The organism is Pusillimonas sp. NJUB218 (assembly GCF_003788685.1).
Taxonomy (GTDB): Bacteria; Pseudomonadota; Gammaproteobacteria; order Burkholderiales; family Burkholderiaceae_B; genus Neopusillimonas.
In genome coordinates this window covers 1-16,570 of sequence record NZ_NQMK01000017.1, presented here as the reverse complement: position 1 = coordinate 16,570, position 16,570 = coordinate 1, and the positions used below count along the sequence as shown (strand labels likewise).

The 16,570-nt window shown below is 54.5% G+C and carries 13 protein-coding genes, 1 tRNA gene and 1 pseudogene; all 15 read left to right on the top strand.

The annotated features are described in order from the left end of the window. Positions 1-144, top strand: a pseudogene (locus CHR62_RS15440) (elongation factor Tu); the annotation flags it as partial. 92 nt (positions 145-236) lie between these two features. Then, positions 237-312: transfer RNA gene (locus CHR62_RS15435), tRNA-Trp, on the top strand. A gap of 16 nt (positions 313-328) precedes the next feature. Further along, complete coding sequence (gene secE, locus CHR62_RS15430; RefSeq protein WP_093971854.1) at positions 329-709, top strand: preprotein translocase subunit SecE; 381 nt, start codon at positions 329-331, stop codon at positions 707-709. A 3-nt stretch (positions 710-712) separates the two neighbouring features. Further along, positions 713-1,246 carry a transcription termination/antitermination protein NusG gene (gene nusG / locus CHR62_RS15425; RefSeq protein WP_093971855.1) on the top strand — a complete coding sequence of 178 codons (534 nt, stop codon included), beginning with the start codon at positions 713-715 and terminating at the stop codon, positions 1,244-1,246. A gap of 65 nt (positions 1,247-1,311) precedes the next feature. Then, positions 1,312-1,743, top strand: a complete 432-nt coding sequence (gene rplK, locus CHR62_RS15420) for a 50S ribosomal protein L11 (RefSeq protein ID WP_093971856.1) — start codon at positions 1,312-1,314, stop codon at positions 1,741-1,743. A gap of 2 nt (positions 1,744-1,745) precedes the next feature. Then, positions 1,746-2,441 (top strand): 50S ribosomal protein L1, encoded by a 696-nt coding sequence (gene rplA, locus CHR62_RS15415; RefSeq protein ID WP_093971857.1) that lies wholly within the window; start codon positions 1,746-1,748, stop codon positions 2,439-2,441. 246 nt (positions 2,442-2,687) lie between these two features. Further along, positions 2,688-3,212, top strand: a complete 525-nt coding sequence (gene rplJ / locus CHR62_RS15410) for a 50S ribosomal protein L10 (RefSeq protein WP_093971858.1) — start codon at positions 2,688-2,690, stop codon at positions 3,210-3,212. Positions 3,213-3,284: 72 nt separating this feature from the next. Beyond that, the gene (gene rplL / locus CHR62_RS15405) at positions 3,285-3,662 is read left to right on the top strand and encodes a 50S ribosomal protein L7/L12 (RefSeq protein WP_093971859.1); all 378 of its coding nucleotides are present in this window, start codon (positions 3,285-3,287) and stop codon (positions 3,660-3,662) included. 161 nt (positions 3,663-3,823) lie between these two features. Continuing rightward, entirely contained in the window at positions 3,824-7,936 is a 4,113-nt protein-coding gene (rpoB, locus tag CHR62_RS15400; RefSeq protein WP_093971860.1) for a DNA-directed RNA polymerase subunit beta, read from the top strand. After that, positions 7,936-12,186: a DNA-directed RNA polymerase subunit beta' gene (rpoC, locus tag CHR62_RS15395; protein WP_093971861.1), complete on the top strand. Its 4,251-nt coding sequence runs from the start codon at positions 7,936-7,938 to the stop codon at positions 12,184-12,186. The genes rpoB and rpoC overlap by 1 nt, the downstream gene beginning before the upstream one ends. Positions 12,187-12,283: 97 nt before the next feature. Beyond that, the gene (locus CHR62_RS15390) at positions 12,284-12,964 is read left to right on the top strand and encodes an isochorismatase family protein (RefSeq protein WP_233575045.1); all 681 of its coding nucleotides are present in this window, start codon (positions 12,284-12,286) and stop codon (positions 12,962-12,964) included. A 293-nt stretch (positions 12,965-13,257) separates the two neighbouring features. Beyond that, positions 13,258-13,638, top strand: a complete 381-nt coding sequence (rpsL, locus tag CHR62_RS15385) for a 30S ribosomal protein S12 (protein ID WP_093971862.1) — start codon at positions 13,258-13,260, stop codon at positions 13,636-13,638. 135 nt (positions 13,639-13,773) lie between these two features. After that, positions 13,774-14,244: a 30S ribosomal protein S7 gene (rpsG, locus tag CHR62_RS15380; RefSeq protein WP_093971863.1), complete on the top strand. Its 471-nt coding sequence runs from the start codon at positions 13,774-13,776 to the stop codon at positions 14,242-14,244. Between the two features lie 15 nt (positions 14,245-14,259). Beyond that, a complete protein-coding gene (fusA, locus tag CHR62_RS15375) occupies positions 14,260-16,362 on the top strand; it encodes an elongation factor G (RefSeq protein WP_093971864.1) in 2,103 nt (700 codons plus the stop codon). A 69-nt stretch (positions 16,363-16,431) separates the two neighbouring features. Then, the coding region (locus CHR62_RS15370; protein ID WP_233575046.1) for a GTP-binding protein at positions 16,432-16,570 on the top strand (139 nt) is incomplete at its 3' end.

The window sequence follows — 16,570 nt, the reverse complement described above, 5'->3', positions numbered from 1 at the left end:
AAAGAAATGGTTCTGCCTGGCGATAACGTCTCGATGACTGTCAAGCTGATCGCTCCGATCGCTATGGAAGAAGGTCTGCGCTTCGCGATTCGCGAAGGTGGCCGTACCGTCGGCGCCGGTGTTGTTGCTAAAATTATTGCCTAAATTTTAGTAGTAGTATTTTGGCAGTCGGGTCATGCCTGCTGCCAGTATCGTTTAAGCGCTGCGGGCATTGGCCCGCACGTTTGACAGGGTTTAGGGGTATAGCTCAATTGGCAGAGCGTCGGTCTCCAAAACCGAAGGTTGTAGGTTCGATTCCTACTGCCCCTGCCAAACGCCACAAACTAATATGTCAAATACCAACGTAGAAACCGTAAGCAGCACACTGGACCGGGTCAAACTAACCCTGTCAGTACTTATCATTGTTGCCGGGATTGTTGCGTTTTCGGTACTTGACAACCAACCCACGGTAGTTCGTGTCGCCATCTTTATCGCCAGCCTGGTCATCGCTGCTTTTGTAGCATGGTCATCCGAGCCCGGCCGTCGCACCATCAGCTTTGGTCGCGACTCCTACGGCGAGCTCAAGCGCGTAATTTGGCCAACCCGCAAAGAAGCCATGCAAATGACGGGCATTGTGTTCGCCTTTGTCACTGTCATGGGCATCATGCTGTGGGTTACCGACAAGATCCTGGGCTGGGCCATTTACGGCCTGCTGCTGGGCTGGAGGTAAAACGTGAGTAAACGCTGGTATGTCGTCCATGTCTATTCTGGCATGGAAAAAAGCGTCCATCGTGCGCTCGTTGAACGCATCGAGCGCGCAGGTCTTGAAGACAAGTTTGGTCGCATTCTCGTTCCCTCCGAAGAAGTTCTCGAGGTCAAAGGCGGTAAAAAGTCCATCACCGAGCGTCGTATTTTCCCGGGCTATGTCCTGGTCGAAATGGAACTCACCGATGACACTTGGCACTTGGTAAAAAACACCAATCGTGTCACCGGCTTTTTAGGTGGTTCAGGCAACCGCCCTGCACCTATCTCCGAGCGCGAAGTCGAGAAAATTCTTTCGCAAATGGAAGAAGGCGTCGAGAAGCCAAAACCAAAAATTCTGTTTGAAGTGGGCGAAATGGTCCGCGTCAAAGAAGGTCCGTTTGCCGACTTTAACGGCAACGTCGAAGAAGTTAACTACGAGAAAAGTAAGGTACGTGTGTCCGTCACTATTTTCGGGCGTGCAACACCTGTCGAACTCGATTTTGGTCAGGTCGAAAAGACCTGAGTTTTTAACCCCGGGGAGCCGTCTGTTTATGCAACAACGGCGTATGTACCCGCAAGGAGCTTAGCATGGCGAAAAAAATCGTCGGCTTTATCAAGCTGCAAATCCCAGCTGGTAAGGCTAACCCCTCACCCCCAGTCGGTCCCGCACTGGGTCAGCGCGGCCTGAACATCATGGAATTCTGCAAAGCGTTTAATGCGCAAACGCAGAACCTTGAACCCGGCCTGCCTATCCCCGTCGTAATTACTGCCTACGCCGACAAGAGCTTTACATTCATCATGAAGACGCCGCCTGCGGCCGTCCTCATCAAGAAAGCATCTGGCGTTCAAAAAGGTTCCGCACGTCCTAACGCCGACAAAGTAGGCAAACTGACGCGCGAACAGGCTGAAGAAATTGCAAAAACCAAAATGCCTGACCTGACAGCAGCCGATCTGGACGCCGCTGTTCGTACTATCGCAGGCAGCGCCCGCAGTATGGGCATTACGGTTGAAGGGGTATAACCATGGCCAAACTTGGTAAACGCGCCGCCGCGATCAAGGCAAAAATCGATCGCACTAAGCTTTATGCCGTTAACGAAGCCCTGGCACTCGTCAAAGAAACAGCCACAGCCAAGTTCAACGAATCAATCGACGTCGCCGTCCAGCTCGGTATCGATCCTAAGAAATCCGACCAGCTCGTCCGCGGCTCGGTAGTACTGCCCGCCGGCACTGGTAAAACAATGCGCGTCGCCGTTTTCGCCCAAGGCGAAAAAGCCGAAGCTGCAAAAGCCGCCGGCGCCGACATCGTCGGTATGGAAGACCTCGCAGACTCGATCAAAGCCGGTAACATCGACTTTGACGTTGTTATTGCTTCGCCCGACACGATGCGTATCGTTGGTGCCTTGGGTCAAGTGCTCGGTCCTCGCGGCCTGATGCCTAACCCCAAAGTCGGCACAGTTACTCCCGACGTTGCTCAGGCTGTTAAAAACGCCAAAGCAGGTCAGGTACAGTACCGTACCGACAAAGCCGGTATCATCCACGCAACAATTGGTCGCGCTTCCTTCGAAGTCGAGCAGCTGCAAACCAACTTGGCTGCACTGATCGACGCTCTGAACAAAGCACGTCCTGCAGCAGCTAAAGGCATTTATCTTCGTAAAGTTGCCGTCTCGTCCACGATGGGCGGCGGTGCTCGCGTCGAAATCGCCTCGCTGGCGGCTTAAGCGCCGACAGCAAAACAGAACTTTGGGCTGCACCCGGTTTCCCCGGGTGTTGCTGTCAAAGACCGCTGGAGCCCACGGCACTTTGTAATCGCCAAAGGCTTAATCTCAAACTGGTTCGTCCGGTTTGTATCCAGCGCAGACGGCGCCCATGGAAGAATTCTTGTTGTTTAAGAACTCGACCAGGAGCGCCGCATTCGGTAGACGCCCGGGACCGTCCCAGGTGTCATTAGATGGAGTGTTCAAACCGTGAGTCTCAATCGTAAAGAGAAAGCGGTAGTAATCGAAGAAGTCGCGGCTCAAGTAGCCAAAGCTCAATCGATTGTTACAGCAGAGTACCGTGGTCTGGACGTCGCTGCCGTCACCGTATTGCGCAAACAAGCGCGTGAGTCGGGTGTGTATCTGCGTGTTCTCAAAAACACGCTGGTTCGCCGCGCCGTCGCCGGTACGCCTTTCGAAGGCATGTCGGCAGGTCTTACTGGTCCCCTTATTTACGGTATCAGTACAGATCCAGTCGCGGCTGCAAAAGTACTCGCCAGTTTCGCTAAAACCAACGACAAGCTCGTTATCAAAGGTGGTTCGCTGCCCGATAACGTCCTGAGCGTCGATGGCGTTATGGCCTTGGCCACACTGCCGTCCCGCGACGAGCTGTTGGCGAAACTTATGGGTACCATGCAAGCCCCTGTCACGCAATTTGTGCGTACGCTCAACGAAGTTCCAACCAAATTCGTACGCGGCCTGGCGGCCGTTCGCGATCAAAAAGAAGCTGCGTAAGCTTTTTGGAATTTCGTCGAAAGACACAGCGATACCCAACCCTGGCATATATTTAAATTTGGAGTTCTAAAAATGGCATTGAGCAAAACAGAAATCCTTGACGCGGTTGCTAACCTGACCGTGCTCGAACTGTCCGAGCTGATCAAGGAAATGGAAGAAAAATTCGGCGTATCGGCTGCTGCAGCTGCTGTCGCTGTTGCTGCACCTGCAGCTGGTGGCGCTGCCGCCGCTGAAGAAAAAACTGAGTTCGACGTCGTCCTTGCTGACGTTGGCGCGAACAAAGTTGCAGTTATTAAAGCTGTCCGCGAAATCACCGGTCTGGGCTTGAAAGAAGCTAAAGATCTGGTTGACGGCGCTCCCAAGACAGTTAAAGAAGCTGCAGCCAAGGCTGACGCTGACGCCGCCAAAGCCAAGCTTGAAGAAGCTGGTGCTAAGGTCGAGCTCAAGTAATACTTGCTGCTCTTGCCCGGGTAGGTTTTGGCCTTCCCGGGCTTTTGCGTTTCCAGAAAACCCTTATTTGAGCGCCGTAATTGCTCTTAAGTAGGGTTCTCTAGAGTCGTAAACCAGGCCGTGGTTGACGGCCCATGTAACCCCCTCGAGTCGGAGTGCTCATGCCTTATTCGTATACCGAAAAAAAGCGCATACGTAAGAGCTTCGCCAAACGTGAGGACGTTCAAGACGTTCCCTACCTTCTGGCGACTCAACTGCAATCATTCTTAACATTTTTGCAAGCGGATACCCCCTCATCCCAGCGCAAAGATGAAGGCCTTCAGGCCGCCTTTACCTCCATTTTCCCCATCGTCAGCCACAATCAAATGGCACGCCTCGAGTTCGTCAGCTATGTGCTGGGCGAACCCGTCTTCGACGTTAAAGAGTGCCAGCTGCGTGGCCTGACCTATGCGTCGCCCCTGCGCGCCAAAGTACGTCTGGTCCTGATGGACCGCGAAGTTAGCAAGCCGACGATCAAAGAAGTCAAAGAACAAGAAGTCTACATGGGCGAAATTCCGCTCATGACCGACACGGGTTCGTTTGTGATCAATGGCACCGAGCGTGTCATCGTTTCGCAGCTGCACCGTTCGCCCGGCGTGTTCTTCGAGCACGATCGCGGTAAGACCCATAGTTCTGGCAAGTTGCTGTTCTCGGCACGGGTCATTCCTTACCGTGGTTCCTGGCTCGACTTCGAATTCGACCCCAAAGACGTTCTGTTCTTCCGCGTCGACCGTCGTCGCAAGATGCCCGTGTCTATCTTGCTGAAAGCCATTGGCATGACAGCCGAAGACATCCTGGCTTATTTCTTCGACTTCGACCGTTTCACTGTCAAGAGCGAAGGCGGTTTGCTCGATTTCGTTCCCGAGCGCTGGAAAGGCGAAGTTGCTCGTTTCGATATCACAGACCGTAGTGGCAAGGTCATTGTCGAGAAAGACAAACGCATCAACGTCAAGCACCTGCGCGAACTGCAGGCGGCTAACGTCGAGCACGTTTCGGTACCCGAAGACTTCTTCTACGGCCGTGTTCTGGCCAAGAACGTCATCAGCCCCGATACAGGCGAAGTCATTGCTAAAGCCAACGACGAAATCACTGAAACCATCATGGCCGACTTGCGTGCCGCGGGTATCAGCGAAATCGAAACGCTGTACATCAACGACCTTGACCGTGGTCCGTACATTTCGCAAACCCTGCGCACTGACGACACCGCCGATCAAATGGCTGCGCGCGTCGCCATCTACCGCATGATGCGTCCTGGCGAGCCGCCAACCGAAGAAGCTGTCGAAGCCTTGTTCCAGCGCTTGTTCTATAGCGAAGAAACCTACGACTTGTCGCGTGTTGGCCGTATGAAGGTCAACAGCCGACTGGGTCGTGGCGACGACAACACCGGTCCGCTCACCCTCACCAACGAAGACATCCTTGAAACTATCAAGGTGTTGGTCGAGCTGCGTAACGGCCGTGGCCAGATCGATGACATCGATCACTTGGGTAATCGTCGTGTGCGTTGTGTGGGCGAACTGGCCGAAAACCAGTTCCGTGCCGGTTTGGTACGTGTCGAGCGTGCGGTCAAAGAGCGTCTGGGCCAGGCCGAGACAGAAAACCTCATGCCGCACGACCTGATCAACTCGAAGCCTATTTCTGCGGCTATCAAAGAGTTCTTCGGCTCCAGCCAGCTGTCGCAGTTCATGGACCAAACCAACCCCTTGTCCGAAATCACGCACAAGCGTCGTGTTTCGGCATTGGGCCCCGGCGGTCTTACACGCGAACGCGCCGGCTTTGAAGTGCGCGACGTGCACCCCACGCACTATGGTCGCGTGTGCCCCATCGAGACACCTGAAGGCCCGAACATCGGTCTGATCAACTCGATGGCGTTGTATGCACGCCTTAACGAATACGGCTTCCTCGAAACGCCCTATCGCAAAATTATCGATGGCAAGGTCTCCGATCAAATCGACTACTTGTCGGCTATCGAAGAAAGCAACTACGTCATTGCGCAGGCTAACGCCGAACTCGACCCCGAAGGCCGCTTCGTCAGCGATCTGGTCGCTTGCCGTCAGGCCGGCGAAACCATGCTGACGTCACCCGACAACGTTCACTACATGGACGTTGCGCCTTCGCAGATCGTGTCGGTCGCCGCGTCGCTTATTCCGTTCCTCGAGCACGACGACGCCAACCGCGCACTGATGGGCGCCAACATGCAGCGTCAGGCCGTCCCCTGCCTGCGTCCTGAAAAAACGTTGGTCGGTACCGGTATCGAGCGCACGGTTGCCGTCGACTCGGGTACAACCGTACAGGCCCTGCGTGGCGGTATCGTTGATCACGTCGATGCTGAGCGTGTCGTTATTCGCGTCAACGACGACGAAAACGTCGCCGGTGAAGTAGGTGTCGACATCTACAACCTCATCAAGTACACCCGTTCTAACCAGAACACCAACATCAACCAGCGCCCTATCGTCAAGCAAGGCGATCTCGTTGCGCGTGGTGACGTTCTGGCCGACGGCGCATCTACCGACCTGGGCGAATTGGCCTTGGGTCAGAACATGCTGATCGCGTTCATGCCCTGGAACGGCTACAACTTCGAAGACTCGATTCTGATCTCCGAAAAAGTGGTTGCTGACGATCGCTACACATCGATTCACATCGAAGAGCTGACCGTTGTCGCACGCGATACCAAGCTGGGTGCTGAAGAAATCACACGCGACATCAGCAACTTGCCCGAAATTCAATTGAATCGTCTTGACGATTCGGGCATTGTTCACATTGGTGCCGAAGTTCGCGCCGATGACGTGCTGGTGGGTAAGGTCACGCCTAAAGGCGAAACCCAACTCACGCCTGAAGAAAAACTGCTGCGCGCCATTTTCGGCGAGAAAGCGTCCGATGTTAAAGACACCTCGTTGCGTGTGCCCTCGGGTATGGTCGGTACGGTTATCGACGTCCAGGTATTCACGCGTGAAGGCATCGAGCGCGACAAGCGCGCCCAGTCGATTATCGACGACGAATTGCGCCGCTATCGTCAAGACCTGAATGACCAGCTGCGTATTGTCGAAAAAGACACGTTCGACCGTATCGAGAAATTCTTGGTTGGCAAAACCGTCAACGGCGGTCCGCGCAAGCTGGCCAAAGGCACGGTGCTTACCGCAGAATACCTGCATGATCTCGATCGTTGGCAGTGGTTCGACATCCGTCTGGCCGATGAGTCTGACGCGGTTGTCCTCGAACAAGCTAAAGAGTCGCTCGAGCAGAAGCGTCACCAATTCGACCTGGCCTTTGAAGAAAAGCGTAAAAAACTTACGCAAGGCGACGAGTTGCCACCCGGTGTACTGAAGATGATCAAGGTTTACCTTGCCGTCAAACGTCGCCTGCAGCCTGGCGACAAGATGGCCGGTCGTCACGGTAACAAAGGTGTTGTCTCGCGCATCACCCCCGTCGAAGACATGCCGCACATGGCCGACGGCACCCCCGCAGACATCGTGCTGAACCCGCTGGGCGTACCTTCGCGTATGAACGTCGGTCAGGTGCTTGAGGTTCACTTGGGTTGGGCGGCGAAAGGTCTTGGACATCGTATTGCCGAAATGCTCGATGCCGAGAAATCCGCTCAAGCTAAGGATATCCGCGCGTTCCTCGAAAAGGTCTACAACTCGACAGGCGCATCGGCTAACCTCGATGAGCTGACCGATGACGAAATCGTCGAAATGGCACGTAACCTGAAGAATGGTGTGCCGTTGGCAACACCGGTATTCGACGGTGCCACCGAAGAAGAAATCGCCAAGATGCTCGAACTGGCCTATCCGGACGATATCGCCGAGAACCTGAAGCTAGCGTCCAACCGTACGCAAGCCTGGCTGACTGACGGCCGCACCGGCGAACAATTCGAACGTCCTGTCACTGTCGGGTACATGCACTATCTCAAGCTGCACCACTTGGTTGACGACAAGATGCACGCACGTTCTACCGGCCCGTACTCTCTGGTCACGCAACAGCCGTTGGGCGGTAAAGCCCAGTTCGGTGGTCAGCGTTTCGGTGAGATGGAGGTCTGGGCGCTTGAAGCTTATGGCGCCTCGTACACGCTGCAAGAAATGCTCACCGTCAAGTCCGATGACATCACAGGCCGTACTAAGGTCTACGAGAACATCGTTAAGGGTGATCACGTCATCGACGCAGGCATGCCAGAGTCGTTCAACGTTCTGGTCAAAGAAATTCGATCTTTGTCGCTGGACATGGATTTGGAGCGTAACTAATGAAAGCGCTACTCGACCTATTTAAACAAGTCTCGCAAGACGAGCAATTCGACGCCATCAAAATCGGCATTGCATCGCCCGAGAAGGTGCGTTCGTGGTCTTACGGCGAAGTCCGTAAACCCGAAACCATCAACTACCGGACGTTCAAGCCCGAGCGTGACGGTTTGTTCTGCGCCAAGATTTTTGGTCCCATCAAAGACTACGAATGCTTGTGCGGTAAATACAAACGCCTGAAGCATCGCGGCGTCATTTGCGAAAAGTGCGGCGTCGAAGTCACCGTCGCCAAAGTGCGTCGCGAGCGCATGGGCCACATCGAACTGGCCAGCCCGGTTGCGCACATCTGGTTCCTGAAGAGCCTGCCGTCGCGTTTGGGCATGGTCCTCGACATGACCCTGCGCGATATCGAACGTGTGTTGTACTTCGAAGCATGGTGCGTTATCGAACCCGGCATGACACCGCTCAAGCGCGGTCAGATCATGTCCGACGACGACTACCTGGCTAAAACAGAAGAGTACGGCGACGACTTCCATGCCCTGATGGGTGCTGAAGCTGTTCGCGAATTACTTCGCACTATCGACATCGATCGTGAGGTCGATACCTTGCGTGCCGAACTGAAAGCAACCAGTTCCGATGCCAAAATCAAAAAAATCTCGAAGCGCCTTAAAGTGATCGAAGGTTTCCAGAAATCGGGGATCAAACCCGACTGGATGATCATGGAAGTGCTGCCGGTATTGCCGCCCGATTTGCGCCCGCTGGTGCCGCTCGACGGCGGTCGCTTCGCGACCTCCGACCTGAACGATCTTTATCGTCGCGTCATCAACCGTAACAATCGCCTCAAGCGCCTGCTCGAACTGAAAGCGCCCGACATCATTTTGCGCAACGAAAAACGTATGCTGCAAGAGTCTGTCGACTCGCTGCTCGATAACGGCCGTCGCGGTAAAGCCATGACTGGCGCCAACAAGCGTCAGCTCAAGTCGCTAGCCGACATGATCAAAGGCAAGAGCGGTCGTTTCCGTCAGAACTTGCTCGGTAAGCGTGTCGACTACTCGGGTCGCTCGGTTATTGTTGTGGGCCCGCAACTCAAGTTGCACCAGTGTGGTTTGCCCAAGCTGATGGCGCTCGAGCTGTTTAAGCCCTTCATTTTCAATCGCCTCGAAATGATGGGTTTGGCAACAACCATCAAGGCGGCGAAGAAGCTGGTTGAAAGCCAGGAACCTGTTGTATGGGATATTCTCGAAGAAGTCATTCGTGAACACCCCGTCATGCTCAACCGTGCGCCGACGCTGCACCGTTTGGGTATTCAGGCGTTCGAGCCTGTGCTGATTGAAGGTAAAGCCATTCAGTTGCACCCGCTGGTTTGTGCGGCGTTCAACGCCGACTTCGACGGCGACCAGATGGCCGTTCACGTGCCGCTGTCGCTCGAAGCTCAGCTCGAAGCCCGTACACTCATGCTGGCCTCGAACAACGTACTGTTCCCTGCTAACGGCGAGCCGTCCATCGTACCGTCGCAAGATATCGTGTTGGGTCTGTATTACACGACGCGTGAACGTATCAATGGCAAGGGTGAAGGCATGTTCTTCGCCGATGTCAGCGAAGTGCAACGTGCTTACGACAATGGTGAGGTCGAGCTTCAAACGCGTATTACCGTGCGTCTTTACGAATACGAAAAAGATGCCACAGGTGAATTCACGCCCGTGCTGAAGCGCCACGAAACCACCGTGGGACGCGCCTTGTTGTCTGAAATTCTCCCGAAAGGCCTGCCGTTCACCTCGCTGAACCGCGCGCTGAAGAAGAAAGAGATTTCGCGTCTCATTAACCAGTCGTTCCGTCGTTGCGGCTTGCGTGCTACGGTAATTTTTGCCGACAAACTCATGCAGTCCGGCTTCCGCCTGGCAACCCGTGGCGGTATTTCTATCGCCATGAACGACATGGTCATCCCGACCGTCAAAGAAGAGATCCTGGCGCAGGCCAGCTCTGAAGTCAAAGACATCGATAAGCAGTACTCGTCGGGTCTGGTGACCGCGCAAGAGCGTTACAACAACGTGGTCGACATCTGGGGCAAGGCCGGCGACAAGGTCGGCAAAGCCATGATGGAACAGCTCGCAACCGAGCCGGTCATCGACCGTCACGGTAACGAAGTGCGCCAGGAATCGTTCAACTCCATCTACATGATGGCTGACTCCGGTGCGCGGGGTTCCGCAGCCCAGATTCGTCAGTTGGCCGGTATGCGTGGCCTGATGGCCAAGCCCGACGGTTCGATTATCGAAACGCCGATTACAGCCAACTTCCGCGAAGGCCTGAACGTACTGCAGTACTTCATTTCAACGCACGGTGCACGTAAAGGTCTGGCCGACACAGCGCTTAAAACCGCTAACTCGGGTTACCTGACCCGCCGTCTGGTCGACGTGACCCAAGATCTGGTCATCACAGAAACCGATTGCGGTACCACCAGTGGTTACACCATGAAGGCTTTGGTCGAGGGTGGTGAGGTTATTGAACCCCTGCGCGAGCGTATTCTGGGTCGTGTTGCGGCTGCCGATATTGTCAACCCCGACACCCAAGAAACGGCGATTCCTGCCGGTACCTTGCTCGACGAAGACCTGGTCGAAATGATCGACAGCCTGGGTGTCGACGAAGTCAAGATTCGTACACCGCTAACCTGCGAAACTCGTCGCGGCCTTTGCGCACACTGCTATGGTCGAGACTTGGGTCGCGGCAGCTTGGTCAACCGCGGCGAAGCCGTCGGTGTTATTGCAGCGCAGTCTATCGGTGAACCCGGTACACAGCTGACGATGCGTACCTTCCACATTGGTGGTGCGGCATCGCGCGCAGCCATGGCCAGCTCGGTCGAGACCAAAGCCGCCGGTACGGTCTCGTTTGGCGTGTCAATGCGCTACGTCACCAACGCCAAAGGCGAACGTGTCGCGATTTCCCGTTCGGGCGAAATCCTGATTTTTGACGACAACCGTCGTGAGCGCGAACGTCACAAGATTCCTTATGGCGCTACGCTGGTGGTTGCCGACGGTGCCGAAGTCAAGGCTGGCGAGCGTCTGGCCACCTGGGATCCGCTGACCCGTCCGATCATCTCCGAGTACGCCGGTTCGGTACGCTTCGAGAATATCGAAGAAGGTGCTACGGTTGCCAAGCAGGTAGACGAAGTCACGGGCTTGTCGACGCTGGTTGTCATCACGCCGAAAACGCGTGGCGGCAAGACCATGATGCGTCCGCAGATCAAGCTGCTGAACGAAGCCGGCGACGAAATCAAAATCGCAGGTACCGATCATTCGGTCAATATTTCGTTCCCGGTCGGCGCTCTGATCACGGTTCGCGATGGCCAGCAGGTTAGTGTGGGTGAAGTTCTTGCGCGTATTCCCCAAGAATCGCAGAAGACCCGCGACATTACCGGTGGTCTGCCCCGTGTGGCTGAACTGTTCGAAGCCCGTTCACCCAAAGATGCTGGTATGTTGGCCGACATCACTGGTACGGTCTCGTTCGGTAAAGACACCAAGGGCAAGCAACGTCTGGTCATTACCGACATGGACGGCGTCAGCCACGAGTTCCTGATTCCAAAAGAAAAACAGGTGCTGGTGCACGACGGCCAGGTCGTTAACAAAGGCGAAATGATTGTTGATGGTCCGTCCGATCCGCACGACATTCTGCGTCTGCAAGGCATCGAGCGTTTGGCCACATACATCGTGAACGAAGTGCAGGACGTTTACCGTTTGCAGGGCGTAAAGATCAACGACAAGCACATCGAAGTGATTGTTCGCCAGATGTTGCGTCGTGTGAACATCGTTGACTCAGGCGATACCAGCTTCATCAACGGCGAACAGGTCGAGCGTTCCGAACTGCTTAACGAAAACGATCGCATGGAAGCCGACGGCAAGATCCCCGCGACATACGACAACGTATTGCTGGGTATTACCAAGGCCTCGCTGTCGACCGATTCGTTCATTTCTGCGGCGTCCTTCCAGGAAACCACCCGCGTGCTTACCGAGGCTGCCATTATGGGCAAGCGCGACGAGCTGCGTGGCCTGAAAGAAAACGTCATTGTGGGTCGTCTGATTCCTGCCGGTACCGGCATGTCTTACCACATGGCGCGTAAAGCCAAAGAGAAGCACGAAGAGGCTGAACGCCAGGCCGCTCGTGTGATGGCCAACCCGTTTGAAGATGCACCGGTCACGGTAGAGTCCGCTCCTGAAGCTGACAGCGTCGACAACAACGAAGTGCAAGACGGTAACGAAGAATAAGTTGCCGTTGCAAGCCGGGGTCGTATACCCCGGCAAGTAAAGTACCTAACCCTGCCGGCGCAAGTCGGTAGGGTTTTTTTCACAAGGAGACAAGCTCGTGCATCAAATTAATATTCGCCCCGAAATTATCGAACGCGTCATGAAAAGACGCGGCCGCATTCACATGCATCCAAGCATCGATCCAGCTAAAACTGCACTGGTCGTTATCGATATGCAAAACACTTTTTGCGCCGAAGGTAGTCCGGCGGAAGTTGCAGCGTCGCGGGGTATTGTTCCTAATTTGAACACGTTAACGCCAAAATTGCGTGAACTCGGCGTGCCTGTCATCTGGGTTTTGCATGCGAACGAATCGTACGGCGAATATTCCGACTGGGATATGTTTTACAACCATATTGTGGCCGGTGACATTCGTGAGCGTACGCTGCTGGCCAATGCGCCTACGAATCAAGCCGTGTACACCGAGCTTCAAACCAAAGAAGGCGACATTACGATTGTCAAGAATCGATACAGCGCGCTTATTCCTGGCTCGTCGTCACTAGAGCGTGTTTTGCGCAGTCGTGGCATTGACACAATTCTGATTGCAGGCACCAAAACCAATGTTTGCTGCGAATCAACAGCACGAGACGCCATGATGCTCGACTTCAAGGTCGTCATGTTGTCCGATTGTTGCGCTTCATTGTCCGACGAAGAGCACCGAAGTGCCCTTGAAAACATCGTTCAGCAGTTCGGTAACGTCGTTGATTCAAAAGAGTTGTTTACGTTGTTTGCGCGCACGTAAGCCATACCTGTGCATATTGACGTTTTCCCTAAGCTTGTGCTACAGTGGCAAGCTATCCGGAAAATTTGCCCAGCCTTGGCGCGCCAGTAATATTTTATTTGTCAAGGCCTGTGCATCGGCAGTCCGGGTACTGCAAGACCCGCTCTTTTACGTTTGTGTATGCGTTGGGGCGGTTTTGTATAAACCGCCCTTGATTTTTTGGGCGCTGCCAAATATCGCATCAAAGCGGCCTGCCGCTTTGAGATTCACAACGTAAATCGTACGCAAGTACATCAAAAGGACGCGTTAAGGTCATGCCAACCATTAGCCAACTCGTGCGTAAACCGCGCGAAGCCACTCGCGCCAAGAGCAAGAGCCCTGCTCTTGAAAACTGCCCCCAGCGCCGTGGCGTGTGCACTCGTGTGTACACCACAACCCCTAAAAAACCTAACTCGGCTTTGCGTAAAGTCGCCAAGGTACGTCTTACCAACGGTTTCGAAGTCATTTCGTATATCGGCGGTGAAGGTCACAACCTGCAAGAACACTCGGTCGTTCTGGTGCGTGGTGGTCGTGTAAAAGACTTGCCTGGTGTGCGTTACCACATCGTCCGTGGTTCGCTCGACCTGCAAGGCGTTAAAGACCGCAAGCAGGCTCGCTCGAAATACGGCGCCAAGCGCCCCAAAGCTGGTAAGTAAATTATTGGCCACATCGTTGGCCCACTCAGTGCAGCTGTGGCAACCATGCCATGGCATGTAAGTGGTCATTTTGAATAAATGGCCAGGGCCGTGCAAAGGCACGGTACAACTGAACTGTCACAAGGAAATATTAAAATGCCTCGTCGTCGCGAAGTACCCAAACGTGAGATTCTGCCCGATCCTAAATTCGGTAGCGTAGAGCTCGCCAAGTTCATGAACGTTGTTATGTTGTCCGGTAAAAAAGCCGTCGCCGAACGTATTATTTACGGCGCGCTTGACCAGATTCAGGCCAAAACTGGCAAAGAGCCTATCGAGGTCTTCAATACCGCCATCAACAACATCAAGCCTATCGTCGAAGTAAAAAGCCGCCGTGTCGGTGGCGCGAACTATCAGGTTCCAGTTGAAGTGCGCCCTGTGCGCCGCCTGGCACTGGCCATGCGCTGGTTGCGTGAAGCAGCCAAAAAGCGTGGTGAAAAATCGATGGATCTGCGCCTGGCCGGCGAATTGCTCGACGCTTCCGAAGGTCGTGGCGCCGCAATGAAGAAACGCGAAGACACGCACAAAATGGCCGAGGCTAACAAAGCCTTTAGCCATTTCCGTTGGTAATCAAAGGACACACAAATGGCCCGTAAAACCCCAATCCAGCGCTACCGTAACATCGGTATCTCTGCACACATCGACGCTGGTAAAACCACTACCAGCGAACGCATTCTGTTCTATACAGGCGTCAGCCACAAAATCGGCGAGGTGCACGACGGCGCCGCAACGATGGACTGGATGGAGCAAGAGCAGGAACGCGGTATTACCATTACCTCGGCCGCAACAACGGCCTTCTGGAGTGGTATGGGCAACAACTACCCCGAGCACCGTATTAACGTTATCGACACCCCGGGCCACGTTGACTTCACTATTGAAGTAGAACGTTCCATGCGTGTGCTCGACGGCGCCTGCATGGTGTATTGCGCGGTGGGCGGCGTTCAGCCTCAGTCCGAAACGGTATGGCGTCAGGCTAACAAGTACGGTGTACCCCGTCTTGCCTTCGTCAACAAAATGGACCGCACCGGCGCAAACTTCTTCAAGGTTTACGACCACCTCAAAACACGTCTGAAAGCTAATCCCGTGCCTATCGTGGTACCTATTGGCGCCGAAGACGAGTTCAAGGGTGTTGTTGACCTGATCAAAATGAAGGGCATCATCTGGGATGAGGCCAGCCAGGGCATGAAGTTCGAGTACATCGACATTCCCGCCGATCTCGTTGAAATCTCCAACGAGTGGCGCGAGAAGCTGGTTGAGTCGGCTGCTGAAGCCAACGAAGACCTGATGAACAAGTATCTCGAAACCGGTGAGCTGACCGAAGAAGAGATTCAGAAAGGTTTGCGTCTGCGTACTATCGCTTGCGAAATCCAGCCCATGTTGTGCGGTACGGCCTTCAAAAACAAAGGCGTTCAGCGCATGCTCGACGCTGTTATTGATTACCTGCCATCGCCTGTCGACATTCCTCCGGTCGAAGGTCAAGACGACGACGGTAATGCCGTCACCCGTCCTGCCGACGACAAGGCCCCGATGTCCGCCTTGGCGTTCAAGCTCATGACCGACCCGTTCGTTGGTCAGCTGACCTTTATCCGTGTGTACTCGGGGATCCTTAACTCGGGTGACACCGTATTCAACTCGGTTAAAGGCAAAAAAGAGCGTATCGGTCGTATCTTGCAGATGCACTCCAACAACCGTTCTGAAATCAAAGAAGTGGTTGCAGGCGACATCGCTGCGGTCGTAGGTCTGAAAGACGTTACTACTGGCGAAACCTTGTGCGATATCGACAATCATGTCGTTCTCGAGCGCATGGAGTTCCCAGAGCCCGTTATTTCGCAGGCCGTCGAACCCAAAACCAAAGCCGACCAGGAAAAAATGGGTCTGGCCCTGTCGCGTCTGGCCCAAGAAGATCCTTCGTTCCGTGTTCGCACAGACGAAGAATCGGGTCAAACCATTATTTCGGGTATGGGCGAGCTGCACCTCGACATCATCGTCGACCGCCTCAAGCGCGAGTTTGGTGTTGAAGCCAACGTTGGTAAGCCTCAGGTGGCCTACCGCGAAACGATTCGCAAAACCTGCGACGAAATCGAAGGTAAATTCGTCAAGCAGTCGGGTGGTCGTGGTCAGTACGGTCACGTTGTCCTCAAGCTCGAGCCCCTGCCTCCTGGCGGTGGTTACGAGTTCGTCGACGCCATCAAGGGCGGTGTGGTTCCTCGCGAATACATCCCCGCAGTCGATCGCGGTATTCAAGAAACCCTGCCTGCAGGTGTTATCGCGGGTTACCCGGTCGTCGACGTCAAAGTCACGTTGTTCTTCGGTTCGTACCACGACGTTGACTCGAACGAAAACGCTTTCCGTATGGCAGCGTCGATGGCGTTCAAAGACGGTATGCGCAAGGCCAGCCCAGTGCTGCTCGAGCCCATGATGGCTGTCGAAGTCGAAACACCCGAAGACTATGCTGGTACGGTAATGGGCGACTTGTCCTCACGCCGCGGTATGGTTCAGGGCATGGACGACATGGTCGGCGGTGGCAAGATTATCAAGGCTGAAGTACCCCTGGCCGAGATGTTTGGTTATGCAACCAGTTTGCGTTCGCAAACCCAGGGTCGCGCAACCTACACGATGGAGTTCAAGCACTACGCTGAAGCTCCAAAGAACGTTGCTGACGAAGTCGTTAGCGCGCGCAGCAAGTAATGCAGTCCCTGCCCACATGTTGTGGGCAGGATAAATTTTTTGTTTCCTTGAATACTCATAGGATAAGACATGGCAAAAGGTAAGTTTGAGCGGACCAAACCGCACGTAAACGTCGGCACGATCGGTCACGTTGACCACGGCAAAACGACGCTGACCGCAGCGATCACAACAGTATTGTCCAAGGCCTTCGGTGGTGAAGCCAAAGACT

Bases quoted from the DNA above. Each gene is read 5' to 3' on its own strand.
- secE (WP_093971854.1), top strand. From the start codon at position 329: ATGTCAAATACCAACGTAGAAACCGTAAGCAGCACACTGGACCGGGTC.
- rpsG (WP_093971863.1), top strand. From the start codon at position 13,774: ATGCCTCGTCGTCGCGAAGTACCCAAACGTGAGATTCTGCCCGATCCT.
- fusA (WP_093971864.1), top strand. From the start codon at position 14,260: ATGGCCCGTAAAACCCCAATCCAGCGCTACCGTAACATCGGTATCTCT.
- rplL (WP_093971859.1), top strand. From the start codon at position 3,285: ATGGCATTGAGCAAAACAGAAATCCTTGACGCGGTTGCTAACCTGACC.
- rplK (WP_093971856.1), top strand. From the start codon at position 1,312: ATGGCGAAAAAAATCGTCGGCTTTATCAAGCTGCAAATCCCAGCTGGT.
- rpoB (WP_093971860.1), top strand. From the start codon at position 3,824: ATGCCTTATTCGTATACCGAAAAAAAGCGCATACGTAAGAGCTTCGCC.
- rplA (WP_093971857.1), top strand. From the start codon at position 1,746: ATGGCCAAACTTGGTAAACGCGCCGCCGCGATCAAGGCAAAAATCGAT.
- rpsL (WP_093971862.1), top strand. From the start codon at position 13,258: ATGCCAACCATTAGCCAACTCGTGCGTAAACCGCGCGAAGCCACTCGC.
- rpoC (WP_093971861.1), top strand. From the start codon at position 7,936: ATGAAAGCGCTACTCGACCTATTTAAACAAGTCTCGCAAGACGAGCAA.